This is a genomic window from Streptomyces sp. NRRL F-6676 (assembly GCF_000725625.1).
Taxonomy (GTDB): domain Bacteria; phylum Actinomycetota; class Actinomycetes; order Streptomycetales; family Streptomycetaceae; genus Streptomyces.
Window position 1 is genome coordinate 105457 of the sequence record NZ_JOHS01000008.1, and the last position, 18867, is coordinate 124323.

The window sequence follows — 18867 nt, forward strand, 5'->3', positions numbered from 1 at the left end:
GGTCAAGGACGCCCGTCCGGCCGGTGGGCGGGCACGTCGCCGCACCACCGCGCGCAGGACGTGACCGCCAGGGCGACCAGCAGGGCGCCGAGCAGCCAGCCGCCGACGACGTCCGAGGGCCAGTGCACCCCGAGCCAGATCCGGGTCAGCCCGACGCCCACGACCGACACGACGGCCGCCGTCACCGCCGTACGCCACAGCGCGCGCCCGGCTCCGTACCGGCGCAGCAGCCACAGCAGCAGTCCGCACACCACCGTCGCCGTCAGCGCGTGCCCCGAGGGGAAGGCCGCGTAGTGGGCGGAGTCGACGGGGTCGGGCCACACCGGACGCGGCCGGTCGACCAGGGCCTTGAGGGACTGCTGGAGCAGGGTGCCCAGCGCGCAGGTGGCCGCCACCCACAGCGCGAGCGGCCAGGCGGAGCGCCGCCACACCAGCCACACGACGGCGGCCGCGCACAGCAGCCGCATCGTCACGGGGTCCCACACCCAGTCCGTCAGGATCCGGCACGCGTGCGTGAGGTCCGGGTGCCCGACGGCCCAGCGGTGGGTCGTGCGCGCGAGGTCGCCGTCGGCCGAGACGAGCGGATGCCAGGAGAAGGCGACCAGCAGGGTCAGCAGGACGGCCGGGACGGCGAGCGCGGCGCAGACGACCGCACCGCGGCGTGCGACGGCGCGCGGGGAGGCCGGAGCGTCCGGTGGTGTGTCGACGTGCGGCGGGTGCATGGTCCGATCCTCTCCGGCCGGTGAGGCCGAGAACCACACCCGGAGTGCGGTGGCGTCCGAACGGCCCCGGTCATCCCAGTGCCCTCAGTCCGGGGACGAACGCCACCAGGACCGGGACGACGGGGACCAGGGCGGCCGTCGCCGTCAGACGGAGCCGGTGGAACGCGGGAAGCCGGTCGGGGGGCGTGAGCAGCCGGTGGACCCGCTGCGGGACGTGCGCCCGCGGGGTCGGGCAGGGGCCGAACAGCCCTCGGTCCTCGTTGAGTCCGACCAGGGCCAGGGCGGTGGTGAGGCGGCCGAAGCGGCGGGAGGCCATGTCGTCGGCGGCCAGTTCGACCAGCCGGTGCATCTCGTCCCGGAACGCGGCGAACACCGGCACCTGCGGGAACCCGTTGGCCAGCGCGTCCGAGCAATGCAGCAGCCAGTCGTGCCGGGCCTGCGCATGGCCCTGTTCGTGCGCCAGCACCGCGTCCAGCTGCCGGCCCTCGAGCCGGCGCAGGGCGGCGGTGGTGAGGGCGAGTTGCGGTGCGGCGCCCGGCAGCCACCAGGCGTCGGGGCGCTCGCCCTCGATGATCACCAGCCGGTCGGTCCCCGGCTCCTCGCCGGGCAACAGCGGGGAACGGACGAGGAGTTCGCTCCGGCTGCGCCGGCGGTGGGTGCGGGCCCGGAGGATCTCCCGGACCAGCATGGCCCCGCTCCACAGCCCGCCGCAGGCCAGCGCCACCGCCGTGGCCGCGGCCCAACCGCCGCCGGGACTCAGGGCGTAGGCGTTGACGACCGAGTGCGGGGCCGGGGCGAACACGTGTCCGCGCACCGCGCCCCAGGCGGCGGCCGCGCTCAGCGTCATCGACAGGACGCAGGCGACGAGGACGGCCGCCACGACGCACTGCCACACCCACAGGGCGACCACGGGTTCCCGGTCCGGCCAGTCGGCCCGCGCGAGCAGCCGTGGGGCGACGACGGCGGTCAAGGCGCCGAGCAGCAGCAGTGCCGCGGGAACCATCATGGGCGAAGCCTATGAGCCGGGCGGTGCCCCGGGATACGCGCCGTCCGCGCAAAGTGACGCACGCCACGGAGCGCGGCCTCACATCATCAGCAGCATCGCGAGCATCCCCATCGCCATGGACAGACGGCAGGCGCGCGCCAGTTCGAGCCGGTCCCTCCACAGGACGGCCCCCGCGCCGGCCGCGCCACCGCGTCGGCCGCCCTCGGCCCTGCCGATCCCGCCGACCCCGCCGACCCGGCCGTTTCCGCCGACTACGGTCGGGGCCGGTATCAAGCGGGCGCCCGACCACAGCACGTACCCGGCGAAGTACAGCGCCAGCACCCCCGTCACGGCCGGTGGACCCGCGGCCGAGCCGTGTCCGTGGTGGCCGGACGAGGGGGAGGCGGACATGACGGCCGCCATGTAGGCCATGGCGCCCGAGCCCACGAGGTGGTGCAGATGGTGCCCTCCCGCCCGGGCCGCCCACACCGCGCGCATCGCCGCCGCCCCGAACACCAGCGCGCAGATCCCCCACGCCCAGCGCGGCGGCGCCATGACCGCGGCCGGGACCGCCATGGCCGCCATGCCGAACCCCATCAGCGCCTCGCCGCCCGCCGCCCGGCGCTGCTCCTCGACGGCGCTGCGCGTGCGCAGCAGACAGTAGGCCCCGGTCACCGCGCACAACGCGACGAGCAGCCACCCGGGCGAAGTCGATCCGTGCACGTGCACCCGTCCCCCCGTTCGTTCGGTGCCGCGTCCGCTGGGGGACGGCGGCCGGAACAGTCGGTCACCGCGGCCGGTCACCGCAGCGGTCACCGCGGCCGGTCACCGCAGCGGTCACCGCGGCCGGTCCTCACCGTCGGTCAGGGCATGCCCCGGCGGGAGGACGCGCAAAAGGGCGCAAAGAGGTAGGTGGGGGAGCGCGCGCGGCACACCGCGCTCCCGAAGCCGCCGGACGCGGACGATATGTTTCACGAGTAAAACACATGTTAAGCTTTCCGCATGCCCAGTGCCTCCCCTCGTGCCCACGCCAAGCCCCCACGGATCCGCCGGCTCCCGTTCCTCGCCGTCCTGCGCCTGGTCAGTCCGTCCGACATCTGGTTCAAGCCCGCACTGAGCAGCGTCGCCTCCGTCGCGCCGCCCAACCTCGCCCTGCTCGCCGTCGGCCGTCTCGACCTGGCGATGTACACGATGGCGGGCGGGCTCTGCGCCCTCTACGCGCACAGCCGCCCCTACGCCGCGCGGGCGCGCGTCCTCGCCTGGGTGGTGGCCGGCATGCTCGCCGGCCTCGCCCTCGCCCTGGTGGCGGCCTCGCTCACCACCAACGCCCTCGTCCTGGTGCTCGTCGGCGCGCTGATCGCCGCCGTACAGAAGACGCTGTGCGACGCCACCCGCATCGGCCCGCCCGGCCACGTCATCCTCACCTTCATCGCCTCCGCCGCCCTGTTCGTGCCGCAGTCCCCCGGGCAGGTCCCCGGACATCTCGCGCTGGCCGCCGTCGCCGGTGCCTGGGCGTGGCTCGTCGGGATGGCCCCGGGGCTCCTCCGGCCGCACGGACCCGAGCGCCGTACGACCGCGCAGGCGCTGCGGGCGGCCGCCGCGTACGCCGCGACGGGCGGCACCGGCGAGGGCGCGGGCCGGGCGCACGCCGCGGCCGCGGCCGCCGTGCAGACCGCCTGGCAGTCCCTGCTCCCGCCCACCCGTTCGACCGCCACGCGTCGGGCCCTGCGGCGGCTCCTGGTCCGGGCGGAGGTTGCGCTCGCCGCGCCCGCCGACACCGACCCCGGCCGGCTGCGCGACTGGGCCCGCGCCCTGCGCGGTAACGGACCCGTCCCCGACGCCGGCGGCCTGGGGGAGGCGGCGGAGGAACTCCTCGGCGTCGAGGCCGAGGCGGAAGCCGCGCGCGAGGCCCCCGTGCGGCCGCTGCGCGACGGGTGGGGCCACCTCGCCCCGATCGCGCTGCGCACCGCACTCGGCTGCGCCCTCGCCGGTGCCGCGGCGCTCGCGCTCGGCGTCGGCCGCCCGTACTGGGCGCTCGTCACTGCCGCCTCCCTGTACCAGGCCAACGTCACGCTCACCTGGAGCCGCGCCGTCCAGCGCGTCGTCGGCAACGTCCTCGGCGTCCTGCTCTTCGCCGTGATCGTCCCCCTCGCCCATCTCGCCCCGGTGGCCCTCGTGCTGTGCTGCCTGGCCTTCAACTTCGCCGCCGAGGCGTTCATGGGCCGCAACTACTGGCTCGGCACCGTGTGTGTGACCCCGATGGCGCTCCTCGTCACCGAGTTCGCGCGCTTCCAGCAGCCGGGCGAGCTGATCGCCGACCGGGTCCTGGACACGCTCGTGGGCGCGCTGGTCGGCTTCCTCGCGGCCGTCGCCGTCACCAACCGGCGGGCCGGTGACCGGGTCGAACAGGCGGTCAGGACGGTGGAGCGCGCGCGGGAGCACGCGGCGCGCACGGTGGCCGCCGAGCGCCCGGCGCCCGGCGCACTGGAGTCCGCGCGGCGTGCGCTGGCCGCCGCCGTCGTCGAGTTGCGCGCCGCCGCCGACGCCGCGGCGGGCGAATGGTGGCAGCGCGCGCTGCCCGAGGAGCGGGTGCTGGCGGCCGAACAGTCGGCACACCGTACGCTCGCCGCGACGGTACGACGTCAGGGACTGCACACACCGCACACCTCGGAGGACACACGGGCATGACGGCGGCGAAGGCGACGGGCGCGGCACACCCGGCGGACGGCGGGAGAACCGGGGACGGCCGGGCGGGCACCCCCGGCCCCGCGCGCACCCCCGCTCACACCCCCGCGCACGACCCCGCGCGCACCCCCGCGCACGACACTGTGGCCACCGTCGTCCGGCAGTGGCGGATCGTGCGGCCCGACGTCGACACCCGCCCCATGGAGATCATCGGCCGCATCAACCGCTGCGCCGCCCTCCTCCAGCAGGCGGAGGACGCCCCGCTGCGCCACGCAGGGCTCACCCGGCCCGAGTTCGACGTCCTCGGCACCCTGCGGCGCACCGACCACGAGCTGACCCCGGGCGAACTCGCCCGGGAGACGTTCTCCTCCGGCGCCGCCGTCACCAAGCGGCTCAAACAGCTGAGCGAGCGCGGGCTGGTCGAGCGGCGCAGCGACGACCGCGACCGCCGGGTCGCCCACGTCCGCCTCACCGACGCCGGACGCGAACTGGTCGACTCCGTCCTGCCCGAACAACTCGCCTACGAGACGGCCGCGCTCTCCGGCCTGGACGGCGCACAGCAGGGCGAACTCGCCGGGGCCCTCGGTGAACTCCTCATCCAGCTGGAGGGCCGGCTCGGCGGCCCCCGCGGCTGACCGCGGGCCGCGACCGGGTCAGATGCCCGGCCGGTAGCGCATCGGATGATCGGCCGGGACCTCCACGAGCGCGATCCGGACGCCGTCCGGGTCCTCGATCCACATCTCGACCAGCCCCCACGGCTCCTTCACCGGCGGCCGGACGATCCCCACGCCCTTCGCCACCAGCTCCTCGTGGGCGGCTCCGGCGTCCGCGACCTGGAGCCACAGCCGGACGGAGGGCGGAACGGGGCTCTCGGACCGGCCGGACACCTCCAGGAAGCCCCCGCCGAGGAAGTAGACGGTGCCGCGCTCCGGACCCGTGCCGAACTCGCGGTACACGGGCAGCCCCAGCAACTCGCCGTAGAACGCGCGGGAACGCTCGGGATCCGTCGGCCGCAGCAGAAGACGGCTGCTCAGTACATGCACCATGTTCGCCGAGCCTAACGATGTCGGACCCCGGCGTTAGTCTCTTTCCTGCCGTGCCGCACGACCGATCGGAGCCGTCCCCATGGACACCGCCGCCGCCCCGCTGACCTATCGCGACGCCACCGACGCCGACGTCGACGCGCTCGTCACGCTGATCGAGTCGGCGTACCGCGGGGACTCCAGCCGGACCGGCTGGACCACCGAGGCGGACATACTCGAGGGGCAGCGGACCGACCCCGAGGGCGTGCGCGAGGTCCTCAGGTCGCCCGGCAGCAGGCTCCTGGTCGTGGAGCGCGACGGGGCGCTCGTCGCCTGCTGCCAGCTGGAGCACCGCGGTGAGAGCGCCTACTTCGGCATGTTCGCGGTCCGCCCGGGATTGCAGGGCGGCGGGCTCGGCCGGGCCGTGCTGGCCGAGGCGGAGCGGACGGCACGGGAGAGCTGGGGCGTCACCGAGATGCAGATGACGGTGATCTCCGTACGCGAGGACCTGATCGCCTGGTACGAGCGCCGCGGCTACCGCCGTACGGGCCGGACCAGTGCCTTCCCGTACGGCGACGAGCGGTTCGGCATACCGCTCCGCGACGACCTGCGCTTCGAACTCCTGGTCAAGCCGCTGGGCTGAACCGCGACCGCCACCCGCGTCGAGCCGTGTACGCCACCCGGCCCCGAGCCGCGGCCACCGCACCGGGCGGCGCGGCTGCCGGGCGGCGCCCCGGTGCCGGTCAGGCGGTGAAGCGGCCGGTGCGCTTGATCTCCGGGTAGTCGGTCGTCGCGCCGTCCAGCTCCAGGGCGCGGACGAGACGGAGATGGTCCTGAGTGTTCACCACCCAGCCGATGATCCTCAGGCCCGCCTTGCGCGCGTACTCGACGACCTCCAGGGTCAGCCGGCGGATGTTGAGCACGAGCGTCGTGGCGCCGACGGCCGTGGCGCGGTCCACCACGTCCAGGCCGTAGCGGCTGGCGACCAGCGCGGTGCGCACGCCGGGGACCAGCCGGGCGATCTCGGCTAGTGCCTCGTCGTGGAAGGAGAGCACCTCCACACGCGCGACGAGATCCCGCCGGGTCATCACCTCGGCCAGTGCCCGGGCCGCCGCGACGTCCTTGATCTCGGCCTGGAGCGGCGAGGCCACCGCGTCCAGGACCTCCTCGAAGGTCGGCACGCGCTCGCCCCGGCCGGCGTCGAGCGCCCGCAGCTCGGCGAGGGTCTTCTCGGCGATGGGGCCCGCGCCGTCGGTCGTCCGGTCCACCTCGGCGTCGTGCATGACGACGAGGGCTCCGTCCTTGCTCAGGTGCAGATCCAGTTCGATCAGGTCGAGGCCCGCGCGCTCGGCGGCGACGAAGGACCGGAGGGTGTTCTCGGGCTCGATGCCCATGACTCCGCGGTGACCGATGGTGAGGAAGTTCAAGGTTCATCTCGCTTCCGTCGACGGCGGCTCGGCTGCCGCGCACTGCACCTTTGTACCCACGCGGCAGGGCGCAGCCTAATGGCCCGCACCGGTGGTGAACCCGGTCGGACACGGCGAAACGGAGGCACCCGGCCACGCGGGCCCGCAAAGCCCGCCCGACCGGCGTCATCCCTGCGTGGGCGCGTCCCCGCGCCGTTGACCGACACCGGCCCCACCGGCCGCACTGACCGCCCTCGCCGACCGCCCCCACTGGCCGCACTGACCGCCCTCGCCGACCGCCCCTACCGGCCGCTCCGGCGTCTCCGGTGGCCGGATCCGGTCTGCCGGTCACATCCTGGGGTGACGCCGCCCGGCCGGCCCGCGCATCGCACGCGTCCGGCGGTCGCATGTGTGGAAGTAGTCGTTTGAACGGCAGGAGACGGGAAAAACAACGGTTGGAGTGGGGATCGCACCGCATGATTTGTCGCGGGCGCCCTTGCTGGGGCAAAGCGTGCGGGCATACGGTGTCCTCACGGTTCCCGCGAAAACTTCTCCCGTGAAGGATGGGTCATGACGGAAATTCTTGCGCCGGTGGGTTCGGAGGGACAGGTTCCTCCGCAGGTCAAGGTGGTGGACCACCCTGCCTGGCCCGTGCTCAAGGATGCCGTGGAGCGGATCCGGCCATGGCAGTCCAAGGACGGCTCCATCGATCTCGACGCCGAGGGCGCCCCCTCCGCCGCCGACGCCCGGGCCGCCGTCCGCCGGGTCGTCGAGGCCGTCGAGGAGCTGTCCCCGCTGCTGCCGCACGACGCCGCCTACCACCAGGCGCTCGTCAAGGACCTCGACCACTGGGCCGAGGGCGGCTTCGCCGTCCCCGACTTCCTGGACTCGCTGCTCGCCTTCCGGCCCGCCGCCGACCGCCGGGACGGACTCCAGCACCTGGTCGTCTTCCCGATGTACACGCAGAACGGCAACCCCGACCGCAACCTCGAGGCGGTCGTGCTGCGCATGGTCTGGCCCGACTGGCTGGCCGAGCTGGAGCGCACCCGGTACGACAACCCGCTGTTCTGCGGCATCACCTTCGAGGACTTCACGGCCGGCTACGACACCAACTCCGCCGTGCTCTTCCCCGAGACGATCGCCGTGCGCGAGGCGCCGGAACGATTCTCCTGGGGCGGCATCTTCTGTGACCGCGAAGCCGCCCGCTTCCGCCGCGTCACCGCCGCGGCCGTCGACCTGCTCGGCCTGGAGCTGCCCGAGGACATCGCCGCCATGGTCCACGACCAGAAGCGCTGCGAGGAGGCGTTCGTCCTGTGGGACATGGTCCACGACCGCACCCACAGCCACGGCGACCTGCCCTTCGACCCGTTCATGATCAAGCAGCGCCAGCCGTTCTGGATGTACGGCCTGGAGGAGCTGCGCTGCGACCTCACCGCCTTCCGCGAGGCCGTCAAGTTGCAGGCCGACGGCGTCCCGCAGGCGCGTGACGTCCAGTACGCGGTGCTGTTCGACCGCATGTTCCGCTTCCCCGTCACCGGCGCGCGGGTGCGCAACTACGACGGCCTCGGCGGCCAGCTCCTCTTCGCCTACCTGCACAAGCACGACGTAGTCCGCTGGACCGACAACAAGCTCTTCATCGACTGGCAGCGCGCCCCGCAGGTCACCAACGAACTGTGCGCCGAGATCGAGAAGCTCTACCGGGACGGCATCGACCGCCCCAAGCTCGTGCACTGGTTCGCCGGCTACGAACTGGTCTCCACCTACCTCTCCCCGCACCCGGGTTCGAAGTGGGCGCAGGGCCCCGACGCCCTCGACCTGAGCCTGCCGCCGCGCAAACTCGTCGACGACGTGCTGCCGGACGAGTTTCCGCTGAGCATGTTCTATGAGGCGCTGTCCAAGAAGCTGAAGAACGTGATTGCCTCGACCAAGGGCATCACGGCGGACACCGCCGAGCGGATCGCCGCGTGAGCGACCGCACCACCACTGCTCAGGAGGCGAAGAACATGGGGAACGGGGCCAACGGAGCTCTCAGCGGTGCGGTGATCGCGGTGGCCGGCGCGGGCGGACCCGCCGGCCGGGCGACACTGCTGCGACTGGCAGAGGCGGGCGCCACCGTCGTCGCCTCGGACAACGATCCCGAGCGGCTGTCGGAGGCCGTCGACGCGGCGAGCTTCGCGCACGGCGGCGCCACCGTCACCGGGGACACCGTCGACCTGCTCGACCTGAAGTCCACCCACGAGTGGGCCGCGCACATCGAGAAGGACTTCGGCCGGGTCGACGGACTCGTCCACCTCGTCGGCGGCTGGCGGGGCAGCGAGACCTTCACCAAGACCAGCCTCGACGACTGGGACTTCCTGGAGCTGCTGCTCATCCGCACCGTGCAGCACACCACCCTCGCCTTCCACGAGGCGCTGCAACGCAGCGACCGCGGCCGGTACGTCCTGATCAGCGCCTCCGGCGCCACCAAACCCACCGCGGGCAACGCCGCCTACTCCGCCGCCAAGGCCGCCGCCGAGGCGTGGACCCTGGCGATGGCCGACTACTTCCGCAAGGCGGGGGGCCCGGACGGGCCGACCTCGGCGGCTGGGATCCTGGTGGTCAAGGCGTTGGTGCACGAGGCCATGCGCGCCGACCGGCCCAACGCGAAGTTCGCGGGCTTCACCGACGTCGAGGACCTGGCCGAGGCCATCGCCGGAATCTGGCAGAAGTCCGCCGCCGAAGTGAACGGAAACCGTCTGTGGCTGACCGAGAAGCCGTGAACCCTTCCCGGACCGATGCCGTACGCCCCGCCGACGCGGTGAACCCCCCGAAGACCGACGCGCGCCGCCACCACGACCCGGAGGTGCGCGGTTTCGCCAGCGACAACTACGCCGGGGTCCACCCGGAGGTGCTCGCTGCCCTTGCCGTGGCCAACGGCGGGCACCAGGTGTCGTACGGCGAGGACGACTACACCGAGAACCTCCAGCGTGTGATCCGCGGCCACTTCGGCCCCACCGCCGAGGCGTTCCCGGTCTTCAACGGCACCGGCGCCAACGTCGTCGCGCTCCAGGCGGTCACCGACCGCTGGGGCGCGGTGATCTGCGCCGAGAGCGCGCACATCAACGTCGACGAGTGCGGGGCGCCCGAGCGGGTCGGCGGACTCAAGCTGCTCACCGTGCCCACCCCGGACGGCAAGCTCACTCCCGAGCTGATCGACCGGCAGGCGTACGGCTGGGACGACGAGCACCGCGCGATGCCGCAGGTCGTCTCGCTCACCCAGAGCACCGAACTCGGCACCCTCTACACGCCCGACGAGATCCGCGCGATCTGCGACCACGCCCACGCCCGCGGCATGACGGTCCACCTCGACGGCTCCCGCATCGCCAACGCCGCCGCCTCGCTGGACGTGCCCATGCGGACGTTCACCAACGCCGTCGGCGTCGACCTGTTGTCGCTGGGCGGGACGAAGAACGGCGCGCTGTTCGGCGAGGCCGTCGTCGTGATCAACCAGGACGCCGTCCGCCACATGAAGCACCTGCGCAAGCTGTCGATGCAGCTCGCCTCCAAGATGCGCTTCATATCGGTGCAGTTGGAGGCGCTGCTCGCCAAGGACCTGTGGCTGCGCAACGCCCGGCACTCCAACGAGATGGCGCAGCGCCTGGCCGAGGGCGTCCGCGCGGTGCACGGGGTGGAGATCCTTCACCCCGTGCAGGCCAACGGCGTCTTCGCCCGGCTCCCGCACGAGGTGACGAGGCGGTTGCAGCAGCGCTTCCGGTTCTACTTCTGGGACGAGACGGCCGGTGACGTGCGCTGGATGTGCTCCTTCGACACCACGGAGGACGACGTCGACGCGTTCGTGGCCGCGCTGAAGGAGGAGATGGCGCGGTAGGCATCCCCTGCGAGGCAATGCATAGGTATGCGGTCACTCGTAAAGTCATTGACTCTCGGGTGATCGCTTTCCTATGCTCTGCGGGCATGCAGCTGATCCAGGAAAACCCGGACCTCTCCGCGTACCTCGCCGCCGACGAGGCCGTCGACCACCACCATCCACAGGTACGGCGGACGGCGGCACGGCTCGCCGCGGAGGTGGCGGACTCGTATGCCTATGCGCAGGCCGCGTACGAATTCGTGCGCGACACCGTTCCCCACTCGGCGGATTCCGGGGACCCGCGTGTCACCTGGCGCGCCTCCGACGTCCTGGAGCAGCGCACCGGCATCTGCTACGCCAAGGCCCACGCCCTGGCCGCGCTTCTGCGCGCCGAGGACATCCCGACCGCGCTGTGCTATCAGCGTCTCGCCCATGACGACGGGAGCGGGCACGCCGTGCACGGGCTGGTCGCGGTCCGCTTCCGCGGCGCCTGGCACCGGCAGGACCCGCGCGGCAACAAACCCGGCGTGGCCGCCCGGTTCTCCCTGGACGGCGAGGAACTGGCCTGGGTCCCGGACCCCGCGGCCGGCGAGGCGGACTACCCGCTCCTGTACGCGGCACCGCACCCGGCGGTCCTGACGGCGCTGCGCGCTGCTCCGGACCGGGCCCAGCTGTGGCGGACGCTGCCCACCGCGCTCTGAACGGCGTGGGGCGCCCGCCGGGTCAGCGGGCCTCGGCGGCGCGCAACGCCTCCTGGGTCGGGGCGGTGCCGCCCAGGTGTGCGGGCATCCACCACGTGTCGTGGGGGCCCTTCGGACGTACGGGGTAGGCGCGCTGTGCGGCCTCCAGCAGTTCCTGGACGCGCTCCCGCAGCCGCCGGGTGATCGCACCGGCGTACTGGTCGCGCGCGGCCTCGACCGCCTCGCCGACCCGGATGGTGATGGGGGTGTGGCTGCGCTTGAAGTTGCGCGGGTGCCCCTTGGTCCAGAGCCGCTGGGTGCCCCACAGCGCCACCGGGACCAGCGGCACCCCCGCGTCCTGCGCCAGCCGGGCCGCGCCGGACTTGAAGCTCTTCAGCGTGAACGACTGCGAGATCGTGGCCTCCGGGAAGATGCCGACCACCTCGCCGGAGCGCAACGAGTCCAGCGCGTGCTCGTACGCCGCCTCGCCCTGCCCCCGGTCGACCGGGATGTGCCGCATGCCGCGCATCAGCGGGCCGGAGATGCGGTGCCGGAACACCGAGTCCTTGGCCATGAAGCGGACCAGCCGCTTCTGCGGCCGGGCGGCCAGACCGGCGAAGACGAAGTCCAGATAGCTGATGTGATTGCTCACCAGCACGGCACCGCCCGACCGCGGAATGTTCTCCGCGCCCTGGCAGTCGATCTTCAGGTCCCACGCCTTGAACAGCGTGCGGGCGAAACCGATGACGGGGCGGTAGACCAGCTCTGCCATGGGACGGGGTGGCCCCTTCCTGCTTCTGCCGGGGAAGGGACTCCCGGCATCAAGTTACGCAGCCGTAGGTTTGCGGCTCTCGCAGATCGTGCCCGAAGAACGAGCGGGGGACCAGCCCTGGTGCCCGAGGGAGGCGAGATCCTCGTCACGTCGTCACATCGCCACGTCCTCACATCGACGAGTCGACACATCGCTGTGCCGCCGCACCGGGAATCCCCGCGGCCCCGCCGGTGGTTGCCCGGAGGGCACAGGGCACAGGGCACAGGGCACGCGGGCCGCGCCCCGGGTGCTACGTCGACGGCGGAGTGGAGGACCTCGGTGCACGGGCAGGACGACGACAGACGGCTGGGCGAGGACCAGTTGGGGCGGGAGCTGGGGGAGCGGGCCACGCTCGTACAGTTCTCCACCGCGTTCTGCGCCCCCTGCCGGGCCACCCGGCGGGTGCTCGCCGAGGTCGCCGGAATGGTGCCGGGCGTGGTCCACATCGAGATCGACGCCGAGCGACACCTCGACCTCGTACGAGCGCTCGAGGTGGAGGCGACCCCCACGGTGCTCGTCCTCGACGCCGCCGGACGTGTCGTACGGCGTGCGGCGGGGCAGCCGCGCAGGGTGGACGTGATCGCCGCGCTCGGCGAGGCGGTGCGATGACGGACGGCTGGTCCCGGCGGTCCGCGGCGGCCGGGGCGTACTTGACTGCGCGCACCACCTTTCGTCAACCTGACCGCATGTCGTCGGAAACCCTTCTCGCCGGGCGCGGCCACCGGTCCGCCGCCCGAGGAGTGCGCGGCGCGCGCTGTCCGGGCCGTTGAACAGTCACGGTCCCACGCGCCCCGCCACCCCCCGGAAAGACGACTCGATGACGGCCCCTTCCTCGCTCGGCAGTTCCTTCGGCCCCGCCCTGCCCGCCTCCCCCGATCTGCTCCGCTCCGTCTTCCGGCGGCACGCGGCCGGGGTCGCCGTCGTCACCGCGCGGGGCGGTGCGGGGCCGGTCGGCTTCACCGCCACCTCGCTCACCTCCGTCTCCGCCGACCCGCCGCTCGTCTCCTTCGGGATCAGCACCGGCTCCTCCAGCTGGCCGGCCGTCGCCGCGGCCGGACACGTCGGCGTCCACATACTCGGCGAGCACCAGCGGGAGCTGGCCGGTACCTTCGCGCGCCACGGCGCCGACCGTTTCGGGGCGCCCACCGGATGGCGCGAGGGACCCGAGGGCGTGCCGGTCCTGGACGGCGTCCTGGCCTGGCTGGTGTGCCGCGTGGTCGCGCGGGTCCCGGCGGGGGACCACCGGATCGTGCTGGCCGAGGTCGCCGTCGGCGACCCCTCGGGGGAGGGCCGCCCCCTCGTCTACCACCAGGGACGATTCAACGGTCTGCGGGACTGAACCGTCCCTGTTCCCGGGGCCTCTCGAGCCCGCCGCGCGGCGTTGTCAAGGTCACAGTTCCAAGCGCTTGCTCAGTGGGCACGATATGAGTGTACTGACGAGTAATATTTCGTTCGGGACGCGGTCCGTCCCGACCGGGATCGGCCGCTCCGGGCGCCTATGCTGCCTGGAAGAAGGCAGACCGGAAATGTCGATGCAGTAGGAGAGCCGGCGTGAGCTTGAGGATCGTTGTCACTGTGAAGTACGTGCCCGACGCCACCGGCGACCGGCACTTCGCCGAGGATCTGACCGTGGACCGGGACGACGTGGACGGTCTGCTCTCCGAGCTGGACGAGTACGCGGTGGAGCAGGCGTTGCAGATCGCCGAGAGTGCCGACGACGCCGAGGTCACCGTCCTGACCGTCGGCCCCGAGGACGCCAAGGACGCGTTGCGCAAGGCGCTGTCGATGGGCGCCGACAAGGGCATCCACGTCGAGGACGACGACCTGCACGGCACCGACGCGATCGGCACTTCCCTGGTCCTGGCCAAGGCGGTCGAGAAGGCCGGTTACGACCTGGTGGTCTCCGGCATGGCCTCCACCGACGGCACGATGGGGGTGGTGCCCGCGCTCGTGGCCGAGCGGCTGGGTGTGCCGCAGGTGACGCTGCTGTCCGAGGTGTCCGTGGAGGGCGGTGTGGTCACGGGCCGCCGGGACGGCGACACCGCCTCCGAGCAGCTCCAGGCCTCCCTGCCGGCGGTCGTGTCGGTCACCGACCAGTCCGGCGAGGCCCGTTACCCCTCCTTCAAGGGGATCATGGCGGCGAAGAAGAAGCCGGTGGAGTCCTGGGACCTGTCCGACCTCGGCATCGAGGCCGGGGAGGTGGGCCTGGAGGGCGCCTACACGGTCGTCGAGTCCGCAGCCGAGCGTCCGGCCCGCACCGCCGGCACGATCGTCAAGGACGAGGGCGAGGGCGGCAAGCAGCTCGCCGAGTACCTCGCGAGCCAGAAGTTCATCTGAGGACGACTCCTCACCGCCCCGCAGACTTCGCACATCCGCAAGGAGATTCGTTCCCATGGCTGAAGTTCTCGTCTACGTCGACCACGTGGACGGTGCCGTCCGCAAGCCCACCCTGGAGCTGCTGACCCTGGCCCGCCGCGTCGGCGAGCCGGTCGCCGTCGCGCTCGGCAACGGCGCCGCCGACACCGCCGCCGCGCTCGCCGAGCACGGCGCGGCCCGGGTCCTCACCGACGACGCCGCCGAGTACGCCGACTACCTCGTCGTCCCCAAGGTCGACGCCCTCCAGGCCGCCGTCGCCGCCGTCTCCCCGGCCGCCGTGCTCGTACCCTCCTCCACCGAGGGCAAGGAGATCGCCGCCCGCCTCGCGCTGCGCCTGGGCTCCGGCGTCATCACCGACGCTGTCGACCTGGAGGCCGGTGAGGAGGGCCCGGTGGCCACCCAGTCGGCGTTCGCCGCCTCCTACACCACCAAGTCCCGCGTCTCCAAGGGCACTCCGGTCATCACCGTCAAGCCCAACAGCGCCGCCGTCGAGGCGGCCCCGGCCGCCGGCAGTGTCGAGGCGCTGAGCGTCACGTTCTCCGACGGTGCCACCGGTACGAAGGTGACCTCGCGTACGGCGCGGGAGTCGACCGGGCGCCCGGAGCTGACCGAGGCCGCGATCGTCGTCTCCGGCGGCCGCGGCGTCAACGGCGCGGAGAACTTCTCGCTCATCGAGAACCTCGCCGACTCCCTCGGTGCGGCCGTCGGCGCCTCGCGTGCCGCCGTGGACGCCGGGTGGTACCCGCACTCCAACCAGGTCGGGCAGACCGGCAAGTCCGTCTCGCCGCAGCTGTACATCGCCAACGGGATCTCCGGGGCGATTCAGCACCGGGCGGGTATGCAGACGTCGAAGACGATCGTCGCGGTCAACAAGGACGCGGAGGCGCCGATCTTCGACCTCGTCGACTACGGGGTGGTCGGTGACCTCTTCGAGGTCGTGCCGCAGCTGACGGAGGAGATCAAGGCGCGCAAGGGCTGAGCCCGCGCGTGTGGATGGTGGCGGGGCGGTGGGGTGTGCGGGAGTTCTCTCGCCCCCGCCGCCCCGCGCCTCTTACCGGCGGCGCCCGTAAGGCTCCAGGCCGGACGGCGTGACCAGCTTCTCCTCCGCGAACAACCGGGTGCCCCGTGCGCACAGGTCCGGATCGTGGCGGGCCCGGGAGACGAACTCCTCCGCCGTCACGCCGAACAGCTCGCGCAACCGAGGCGTGGCGAGCAGGAGTTCGGTGAGCAGCGCGCGCTCGCCCGGGTGCCGGCGCGGGGTGCCGGTGCCCGTGCCGTCGTGCAGGACGCCGCGGCGGTTGACGTAGGCGTGGACACCGTTCAGCCGTTCCCCGCACTCCAGTTCCACCCGTACCGCGTACGAGGGCAGCCAGGCGCGGTCGTAGCCGCCGGTGGGGCGGAAGACGCCCTCGCTGGCGTCGATGACGGCCAGTTGCTCCTCGTCCAGCCAGGTCACGAACAACTCCCGTACCGTGCCGGGGGAGTGGAACGGTGACGCGGAGACGTAGCCCAGCAGGCTGATGTGCGCCGAGACGCCGATGTCGATGCCCGTCACCCGCGCCTTGACCATCGGGATCGGCGCGGTGATCCCGGAACCGGCCATCTTGTGCCGGAGCTGGCCGGGGCAGGCGTTGGAGCCGATGGCGAGGACGGGGACCCGGTCCGCGTAGGTGCAACGGTCCAGCGGCAGCAGGTGGTTCCCGGAGAGCAGCCCGGAGGACGCCGGCCACGCGCCCGGGTAGAGCAGCGGGTGCTCGCGCGGGGCGTCGGCGAGCCCGAGCGCCTCCAGAGTGCGGTCCTCGCTCCTGCGGTCCTCGCTCCTGCGGTCCTCGCTCCTGCGGTCGTCGGGAACGCGGTCGTCGGTGACGTGGTCCGGCACGGGCGGCTCAGTTCGCCGGGGGCAGTTCGCCGGAGCCGCGCTGGATCAGCCGGGTCGGCAGATCGATCCGCTCCGGGCCGAGGGGGCCGCCGTCGAGCTGGCGGAAGAGCCGTTCCGCAGCCGTGCGGCCCAGCGCGGCGGCGTCCTGGGCGACGACGGTGACACCCGGCCGGAGCAGATCGGCGAGCTCGAAGTCGTCGAAGCCGACCAGGGCGACCGGGCGGCCGAGTTCCGCGAGGACCCGGACGACGGTGACGGTGACGCGGTTGTTGCCCGCGAAGATCGCGGTCACCGGGGAGGAGCCGGCCAGCATCTCCTCGGCGGCGCGCCGCACCCGCTCCGGGTCGGTGACGCCCAGCGACATCCAGCCGTCCGCCACGGTTATCCCGGCGTCCTCCATGGCCGCCCGGTACCCGCGCAGACGTTCGGCGGCGGTGTGGATGCGGGGCATGTCGCCGATGAAGCCGATCCGGCGGTGGCCGTGCGCGATGAGGTGGGCGACGCCGTCGCGCGCCCCGCCGAAGCTGTCCGAGAGCACCACGTCGGCGTCGATCCGGCCGGCCGGACGGTCCACGAACACCGTGGCCACGCCCGCCTTCAACTCCGGCTCCAGATAACGGTGGTCGTCCCCGGCCGGGATCACCACCAGCCCGTCCACGCGCCGCGCGCACAGCGCGAGCACCAGCTCCTGCTCGCGCTCCGGGTCCTCCGCGCTGGAGCCGTTTATCAACAGCGCGCCGTGCGCCCGGGCCACCTCCTCCACCGCGCGGCTGAGCGGACCGTAGAACGGGTCGGCCAGATCCTCCAGGACCAGGCCGATGCTCGCCGTACGGCCCTTGCGCAGCACCCGGGCGCTGTCGTTGCGCCGGAAGCCCAGCGCGTCGATGGCCTCCTGGACGCGCCGCTCGGTGTCCGGGGTCACCCCGGGCTCGCCGTTGACTACGCGCGAAACGGTCTTCAGACCGACTCCGGCACGCGCCGCGACGTCCTTCATGGTCGGGCGGTTTCCGTAGCGGCTGGCCGCGATGCGGTCTCCTCGGCGGGCGGTCTCGGGCACGATGCGCTGTCCTGTCCTGTCGTCCACGGGGTCCGGCACGGCTCCTGTTCGCACCCGGGATGCGTCGGTCCATGGGGTTGTATGAGGATGTGGCGTCGAGCATAGAGCCTGGACAACGTTGTCAGATGCGGGAGAGACTGTCCACCGCAATCTCCGGCCTGCGCTTTCCCGCCGATACGAAACTGGGGAGACCACACACTGATGCACACCGACCTCGTGGCCGCGCTCGACATCGGAGGTACCAAGATCGCTGGTGCGCTGGTGGACGGCCATGGCCGGATACTGCTGCGCGCTCAGGCCGCCACGCCCGCGCAGGAGGACGGCGACACCGTGATGGGCGCCGTGGCCCAGGTCCTCGGCGAGCTGACCGCCTCGCCGCGGTGGGGCGCGGTGCGAGCCGTCGGCATCGGCAGCGCGGGCCCCGTGGACGCCTCCGCGGGGACGGTGAGCCCGGTCAACGTGCCGGGCTGGCGCGGCTATCCGCTCGTCGAGCGAGTGCGGGCGCTGACCGGCGGGCTGCCGGTCGAACTGATCGGCGACGGGGTGGCCATCACGGCGGCCGAGCACTGGCAGGGCGCGGCGCGCGGCCACGACAACGCGCTGTGCATGGTGGTCTCGACAGGCGTCGGCGGGGGTCTGGTGCTCGGTGGACGGCTGCACCCCGGGCCGACCGGGAACGCCGGGCACATCGGGCACATCAGCGTCGACCTCGACGGGGACGCGTGCCCGTGCGGGGCGCGTGGCTGCGTGGAGCGCATCGCCAGCGGGCCGAACATCGCGCGGCGCGCGGTGGAGCGGGGCTGGCGGCCCGGGGCGGACGGCGACGCGTCGGCCGTGGCGGTGGCCGCGGCGGCGATGACCGGTGACCCGGTGGCGGTCGCCTCGTTCGAGCGGGCGGCGCAGGCGTTGGCGGCGGGGATCGCGGCGACGGCGACGCTCGTCGAGATCGACATCGCGGTGATCGGCGGGGGTGTGGCCAAGGCGGGCGAGGTGCTGTTCGCCCCGCTGCGGCGGGCGCTGACGGATTACGCGACGTTGTCGTTCGTGCGGGGGCTCGAGGTGGTGCCGGCGCGGATGGGAACGGACGCCGGGCTGGTGGGGGCGGCGGCCGCGGCGTTGACGGGGGTGGAGGAGGGGACGGTGGCGGGCGTCTAGACTCCGCCCTCGCCTCCCCCTTCCCGCGTCCCCGGCTTCCCCCTGGGCCCTTCGGCGGACCGCACAGTTCCCCGCGCCCCCACGAGGGACGCGGGGATCCGCGCGTGAGACCCCCGCCCGCCCGCGCGGATCCCGGCCGACCGTTCGGGCAAAGGGCGAGAATGCGCCATCCAGAGACGTCACGTGGATTCCACCCGACGTTGGTCGGCCGAAAACTGGTGAGCTTTTATTCTCCCGGTTGT

At 73.0% G+C, this 18867-nt stretch carries 19 protein-coding genes and 1 pseudogene; 12 read left to right on the forward strand and 8 right to left on the reverse strand.

Going from position 1 to position 18867, the window contains the following annotated elements:
• Positions 1-2: 2 nt before the first annotated feature.
• From IO29_RS07170 to IO29_RS07180, 3 genes are all read right to left on the reverse strand, one after another.
• The gene (locus tag IO29_RS07170; RefSeq protein ID WP_030377859.1) at positions 3-722 is read right to left on the reverse strand and encodes a phosphatase PAP2 family protein; all 720 of its coding nucleotides are present in this window, start codon (positions 720-722) and stop codon (positions 3-5) included.
• Positions 723-792: 70 nt separating this feature from the next.
• Positions 793-1728 (reverse strand): M56 family metallopeptidase, encoded by a 936-nt coding sequence (locus tag IO29_RS07175; protein ID WP_030377860.1) that lies wholly within the window; start codon positions 1726-1728, stop codon positions 793-795.
• Between the two features lie 78 nt (positions 1729-1806).
• Positions 1807-2430 (reverse strand): DUF5134 domain-containing protein, encoded by a 624-nt coding sequence (locus tag IO29_RS07180; RefSeq protein WP_030377861.1) that lies wholly within the window; start codon positions 2428-2430, stop codon positions 1807-1809.
• Positions 2431-2709: 279 nt separating this feature from the next.
• Between IO29_RS07180 and IO29_RS07185 the strand changes: the two genes are divergently transcribed.
• A complete protein-coding gene (locus IO29_RS07185; RefSeq protein ID WP_030377862.1) occupies positions 2710-4395 on the forward strand; it encodes an FUSC family protein in 1686 nt (561 codons plus the stop codon).
• A complete protein-coding gene (locus tag IO29_RS07190; protein WP_030377863.1) occupies positions 4392-5027 on the forward strand; it encodes a MarR family winged helix-turn-helix transcriptional regulator in 636 nt (211 codons plus the stop codon). Before IO29_RS07185 ends, IO29_RS07190 begins: the two co-directional genes overlap by 4 nt.
• Positions 5028-5045: 18 nt before the next feature.
• Here the strand turns inward: IO29_RS07190 and IO29_RS07195 are convergent, their stop codons facing one another.
• Positions 5046-5438, reverse strand: a complete 393-nt coding sequence (locus IO29_RS07195) for a VOC family protein (RefSeq protein WP_030377864.1) — start codon at positions 5436-5438, stop codon at positions 5046-5048.
• Between the two features lie 79 nt (positions 5439-5517).
• Here IO29_RS07195 and IO29_RS07200 point away from each other — a divergent pair, with 79 nt between their 5' ends.
• Complete coding sequence (locus IO29_RS07200) at positions 5518-6057, forward strand: GNAT family N-acetyltransferase (RefSeq protein WP_030377865.1); 540 nt, start codon at positions 5518-5520, stop codon at positions 6055-6057.
• 100 nt (positions 6058-6157) lie between these two features.
• On the opposite strand, the gene IO29_RS07205 is transcribed toward IO29_RS07200, so the two are convergent.
• The gene (locus IO29_RS07205; RefSeq protein WP_030377866.1) at positions 6158-6841 is read right to left on the reverse strand and encodes a glycerophosphodiester phosphodiesterase; all 684 of its coding nucleotides are present in this window, start codon (positions 6839-6841) and stop codon (positions 6158-6160) included.
• A gap of 549 nt (positions 6842-7390) precedes the next feature.
• On the opposite strand from IO29_RS07205, the gene IO29_RS07210 reads away from it, so the two are divergent.
• The 4 genes from IO29_RS07210 to IO29_RS07225 all read left to right on the forward strand — a co-directional run bounded on the left by IO29_RS07210 (position 7391) and on the right by IO29_RS07225 (position 11368).
• Positions 7391-8788 (forward strand): DUF6421 family protein, encoded by a 1398-nt coding sequence (locus tag IO29_RS07210; protein WP_030377867.1) that lies wholly within the window; start codon positions 7391-7393, stop codon positions 8786-8788.
• Positions 8789-8823: 35 nt separating this feature from the next.
• Entirely contained in the window at positions 8824-9579 is a 756-nt protein-coding gene (locus IO29_RS07215) for an SDR family NAD(P)-dependent oxidoreductase (RefSeq protein ID WP_030377868.1), read from the forward strand.
• Positions 9580-9617: 38 nt separating this feature from the next.
• Entirely contained in the window at positions 9618-10688 is a 1071-nt protein-coding gene (locus IO29_RS07220; protein WP_030377869.1) for a threonine aldolase family protein, read from the forward strand.
• Positions 10689-10774: 86 nt separating this feature from the next.
• Positions 10775-11368, forward strand: coding sequence for a transglutaminase domain-containing protein (locus IO29_RS07225; RefSeq protein WP_030377870.1), 594 nt, complete (start codon positions 10775-10777; stop codon positions 11366-11368).
• 22 nt (positions 11369-11390) lie between these two features.
• Here IO29_RS07225 and IO29_RS07230 read toward each other — a convergent pair whose 3' ends face one another.
• Positions 11391-12119 carry a lysophospholipid acyltransferase family protein gene (locus IO29_RS07230; protein ID WP_030377871.1) on the reverse strand — a complete coding sequence of 243 codons (729 nt, stop codon included), beginning with the start codon at positions 12117-12119 and terminating at the stop codon, positions 11391-11393.
• A 286-nt stretch (positions 12120-12405) separates the two neighbouring features.
• Here IO29_RS07230 and IO29_RS07235 point away from each other — a divergent pair.
• The 4 genes and pseudogenes from IO29_RS07235 to IO29_RS07250 all read left to right on the forward strand — a co-directional run bounded on the left by IO29_RS07235 (position 12406) and on the right by IO29_RS07250 (position 15513).
• Positions 12406-12767: pseudogene (locus IO29_RS07235) on the forward strand (TlpA family protein disulfide reductase).
• A gap of 208 nt (positions 12768-12975) precedes the next feature.
• Positions 12976-13497, forward strand: coding sequence for a flavin reductase family protein (locus IO29_RS07240; protein ID WP_030377873.1), 522 nt, complete (start codon positions 12976-12978; stop codon positions 13495-13497).
• Between the two features lie 212 nt (positions 13498-13709).
• Positions 13710-14495, forward strand: coding sequence for an electron transfer flavoprotein subunit beta/FixA family protein (locus IO29_RS07245; protein ID WP_030377874.1), 786 nt, complete (start codon positions 13710-13712; stop codon positions 14493-14495).
• A 55-nt stretch (positions 14496-14550) separates the two neighbouring features.
• Positions 14551-15513, forward strand: a complete 963-nt coding sequence (locus IO29_RS07250) for an electron transfer flavoprotein subunit alpha/FixB family protein (RefSeq protein WP_030377875.1) — start codon at positions 14551-14553, stop codon at positions 15511-15513.
• A 72-nt stretch (positions 15514-15585) separates the two neighbouring features.
• Here the strand turns inward: IO29_RS07250 and IO29_RS07255 are convergent, their stop codons facing one another.
• Both IO29_RS07255 and IO29_RS07260 read right to left on the reverse strand, forming a co-directional pair.
• On the reverse strand, positions 15586-16323 hold the full coding sequence (locus tag IO29_RS07255; RefSeq protein ID WP_030377876.1) for a hypothetical protein: 738 nt from the start codon (positions 16321-16323) through the stop codon (positions 15586-15588).
• Between the two features lie 97 nt (positions 16324-16420).
• Positions 16421-17497 carry a LacI family DNA-binding transcriptional regulator gene (locus IO29_RS07260; RefSeq protein ID WP_234316384.1) on the reverse strand — a complete coding sequence of 359 codons (1077 nt, stop codon included), beginning with the start codon at positions 17495-17497 and terminating at the stop codon, positions 16421-16423.
• Positions 17498-17671: 174 nt separating this feature from the next.
• Between IO29_RS07260 and IO29_RS07265 the strand changes: the two genes are divergently transcribed.
• Complete coding sequence (locus IO29_RS07265) at positions 17672-18625, forward strand: ROK family protein (protein ID WP_030377878.1); 954 nt, start codon at positions 17672-17674, stop codon at positions 18623-18625.
• Positions 18626-18867: the final 242 nt, after the last annotated feature.

Bases quoted from the DNA above. Each gene is read 5' to 3' on its own strand.
- IO29_RS07170 (WP_030377859.1), bottom strand. From the start codon at position 722: ATGCACCCGCCGCACGTCGACACACCACCGGACGCTCCGGCCTCCCCG.
- IO29_RS07175 (WP_030377860.1), bottom strand. From the start codon at position 1,728: ATGATGGTTCCCGCGGCACTGCTGCTGCTCGGCGCCTTGACCGCCGTC.
- IO29_RS07185 (WP_030377862.1), top strand. From the start codon at position 2,710: ATGCCCAGTGCCTCCCCTCGTGCCCACGCCAAGCCCCCACGGATCCGC.
- IO29_RS07190 (WP_030377863.1), top strand. From the start codon at position 4,392: ATGACGGCGGCGAAGGCGACGGGCGCGGCACACCCGGCGGACGGCGGG.
- IO29_RS07195 (WP_030377864.1), bottom strand. From the start codon at position 5,438: ATGGTGCATGTACTGAGCAGCCGTCTTCTGCTGCGGCCGACGGATCCC.
- IO29_RS07200 (WP_030377865.1), top strand. From the start codon at position 5,518: ATGGACACCGCCGCCGCCCCGCTGACCTATCGCGACGCCACCGACGCC.
- IO29_RS07210 (WP_030377867.1), top strand. From the start codon at position 7,391: ATGACGGAAATTCTTGCGCCGGTGGGTTCGGAGGGACAGGTTCCTCCG.
- IO29_RS07215 (WP_030377868.1), top strand. From the start codon at position 8,824: ATGGGGAACGGGGCCAACGGAGCTCTCAGCGGTGCGGTGATCGCGGTG.
- IO29_RS07225 (WP_030377870.1), top strand. From the start codon at position 10,775: ATGCAGCTGATCCAGGAAAACCCGGACCTCTCCGCGTACCTCGCCGCC.
- IO29_RS07230 (WP_030377871.1), bottom strand. From the start codon at position 12,119: ATGGCAGAGCTGGTCTACCGCCCCGTCATCGGTTTCGCCCGCACGCTG.
- IO29_RS07240 (WP_030377873.1), top strand. From the start codon at position 12,976: ATGACGGCCCCTTCCTCGCTCGGCAGTTCCTTCGGCCCCGCCCTGCCC.
- IO29_RS07250 (WP_030377875.1), top strand. From the start codon at position 14,551: ATGGCTGAAGTTCTCGTCTACGTCGACCACGTGGACGGTGCCGTCCGC.
- IO29_RS07265 (WP_030377878.1), top strand. From the start codon at position 17,672: ATGCACACCGACCTCGTGGCCGCGCTCGACATCGGAGGTACCAAGATC.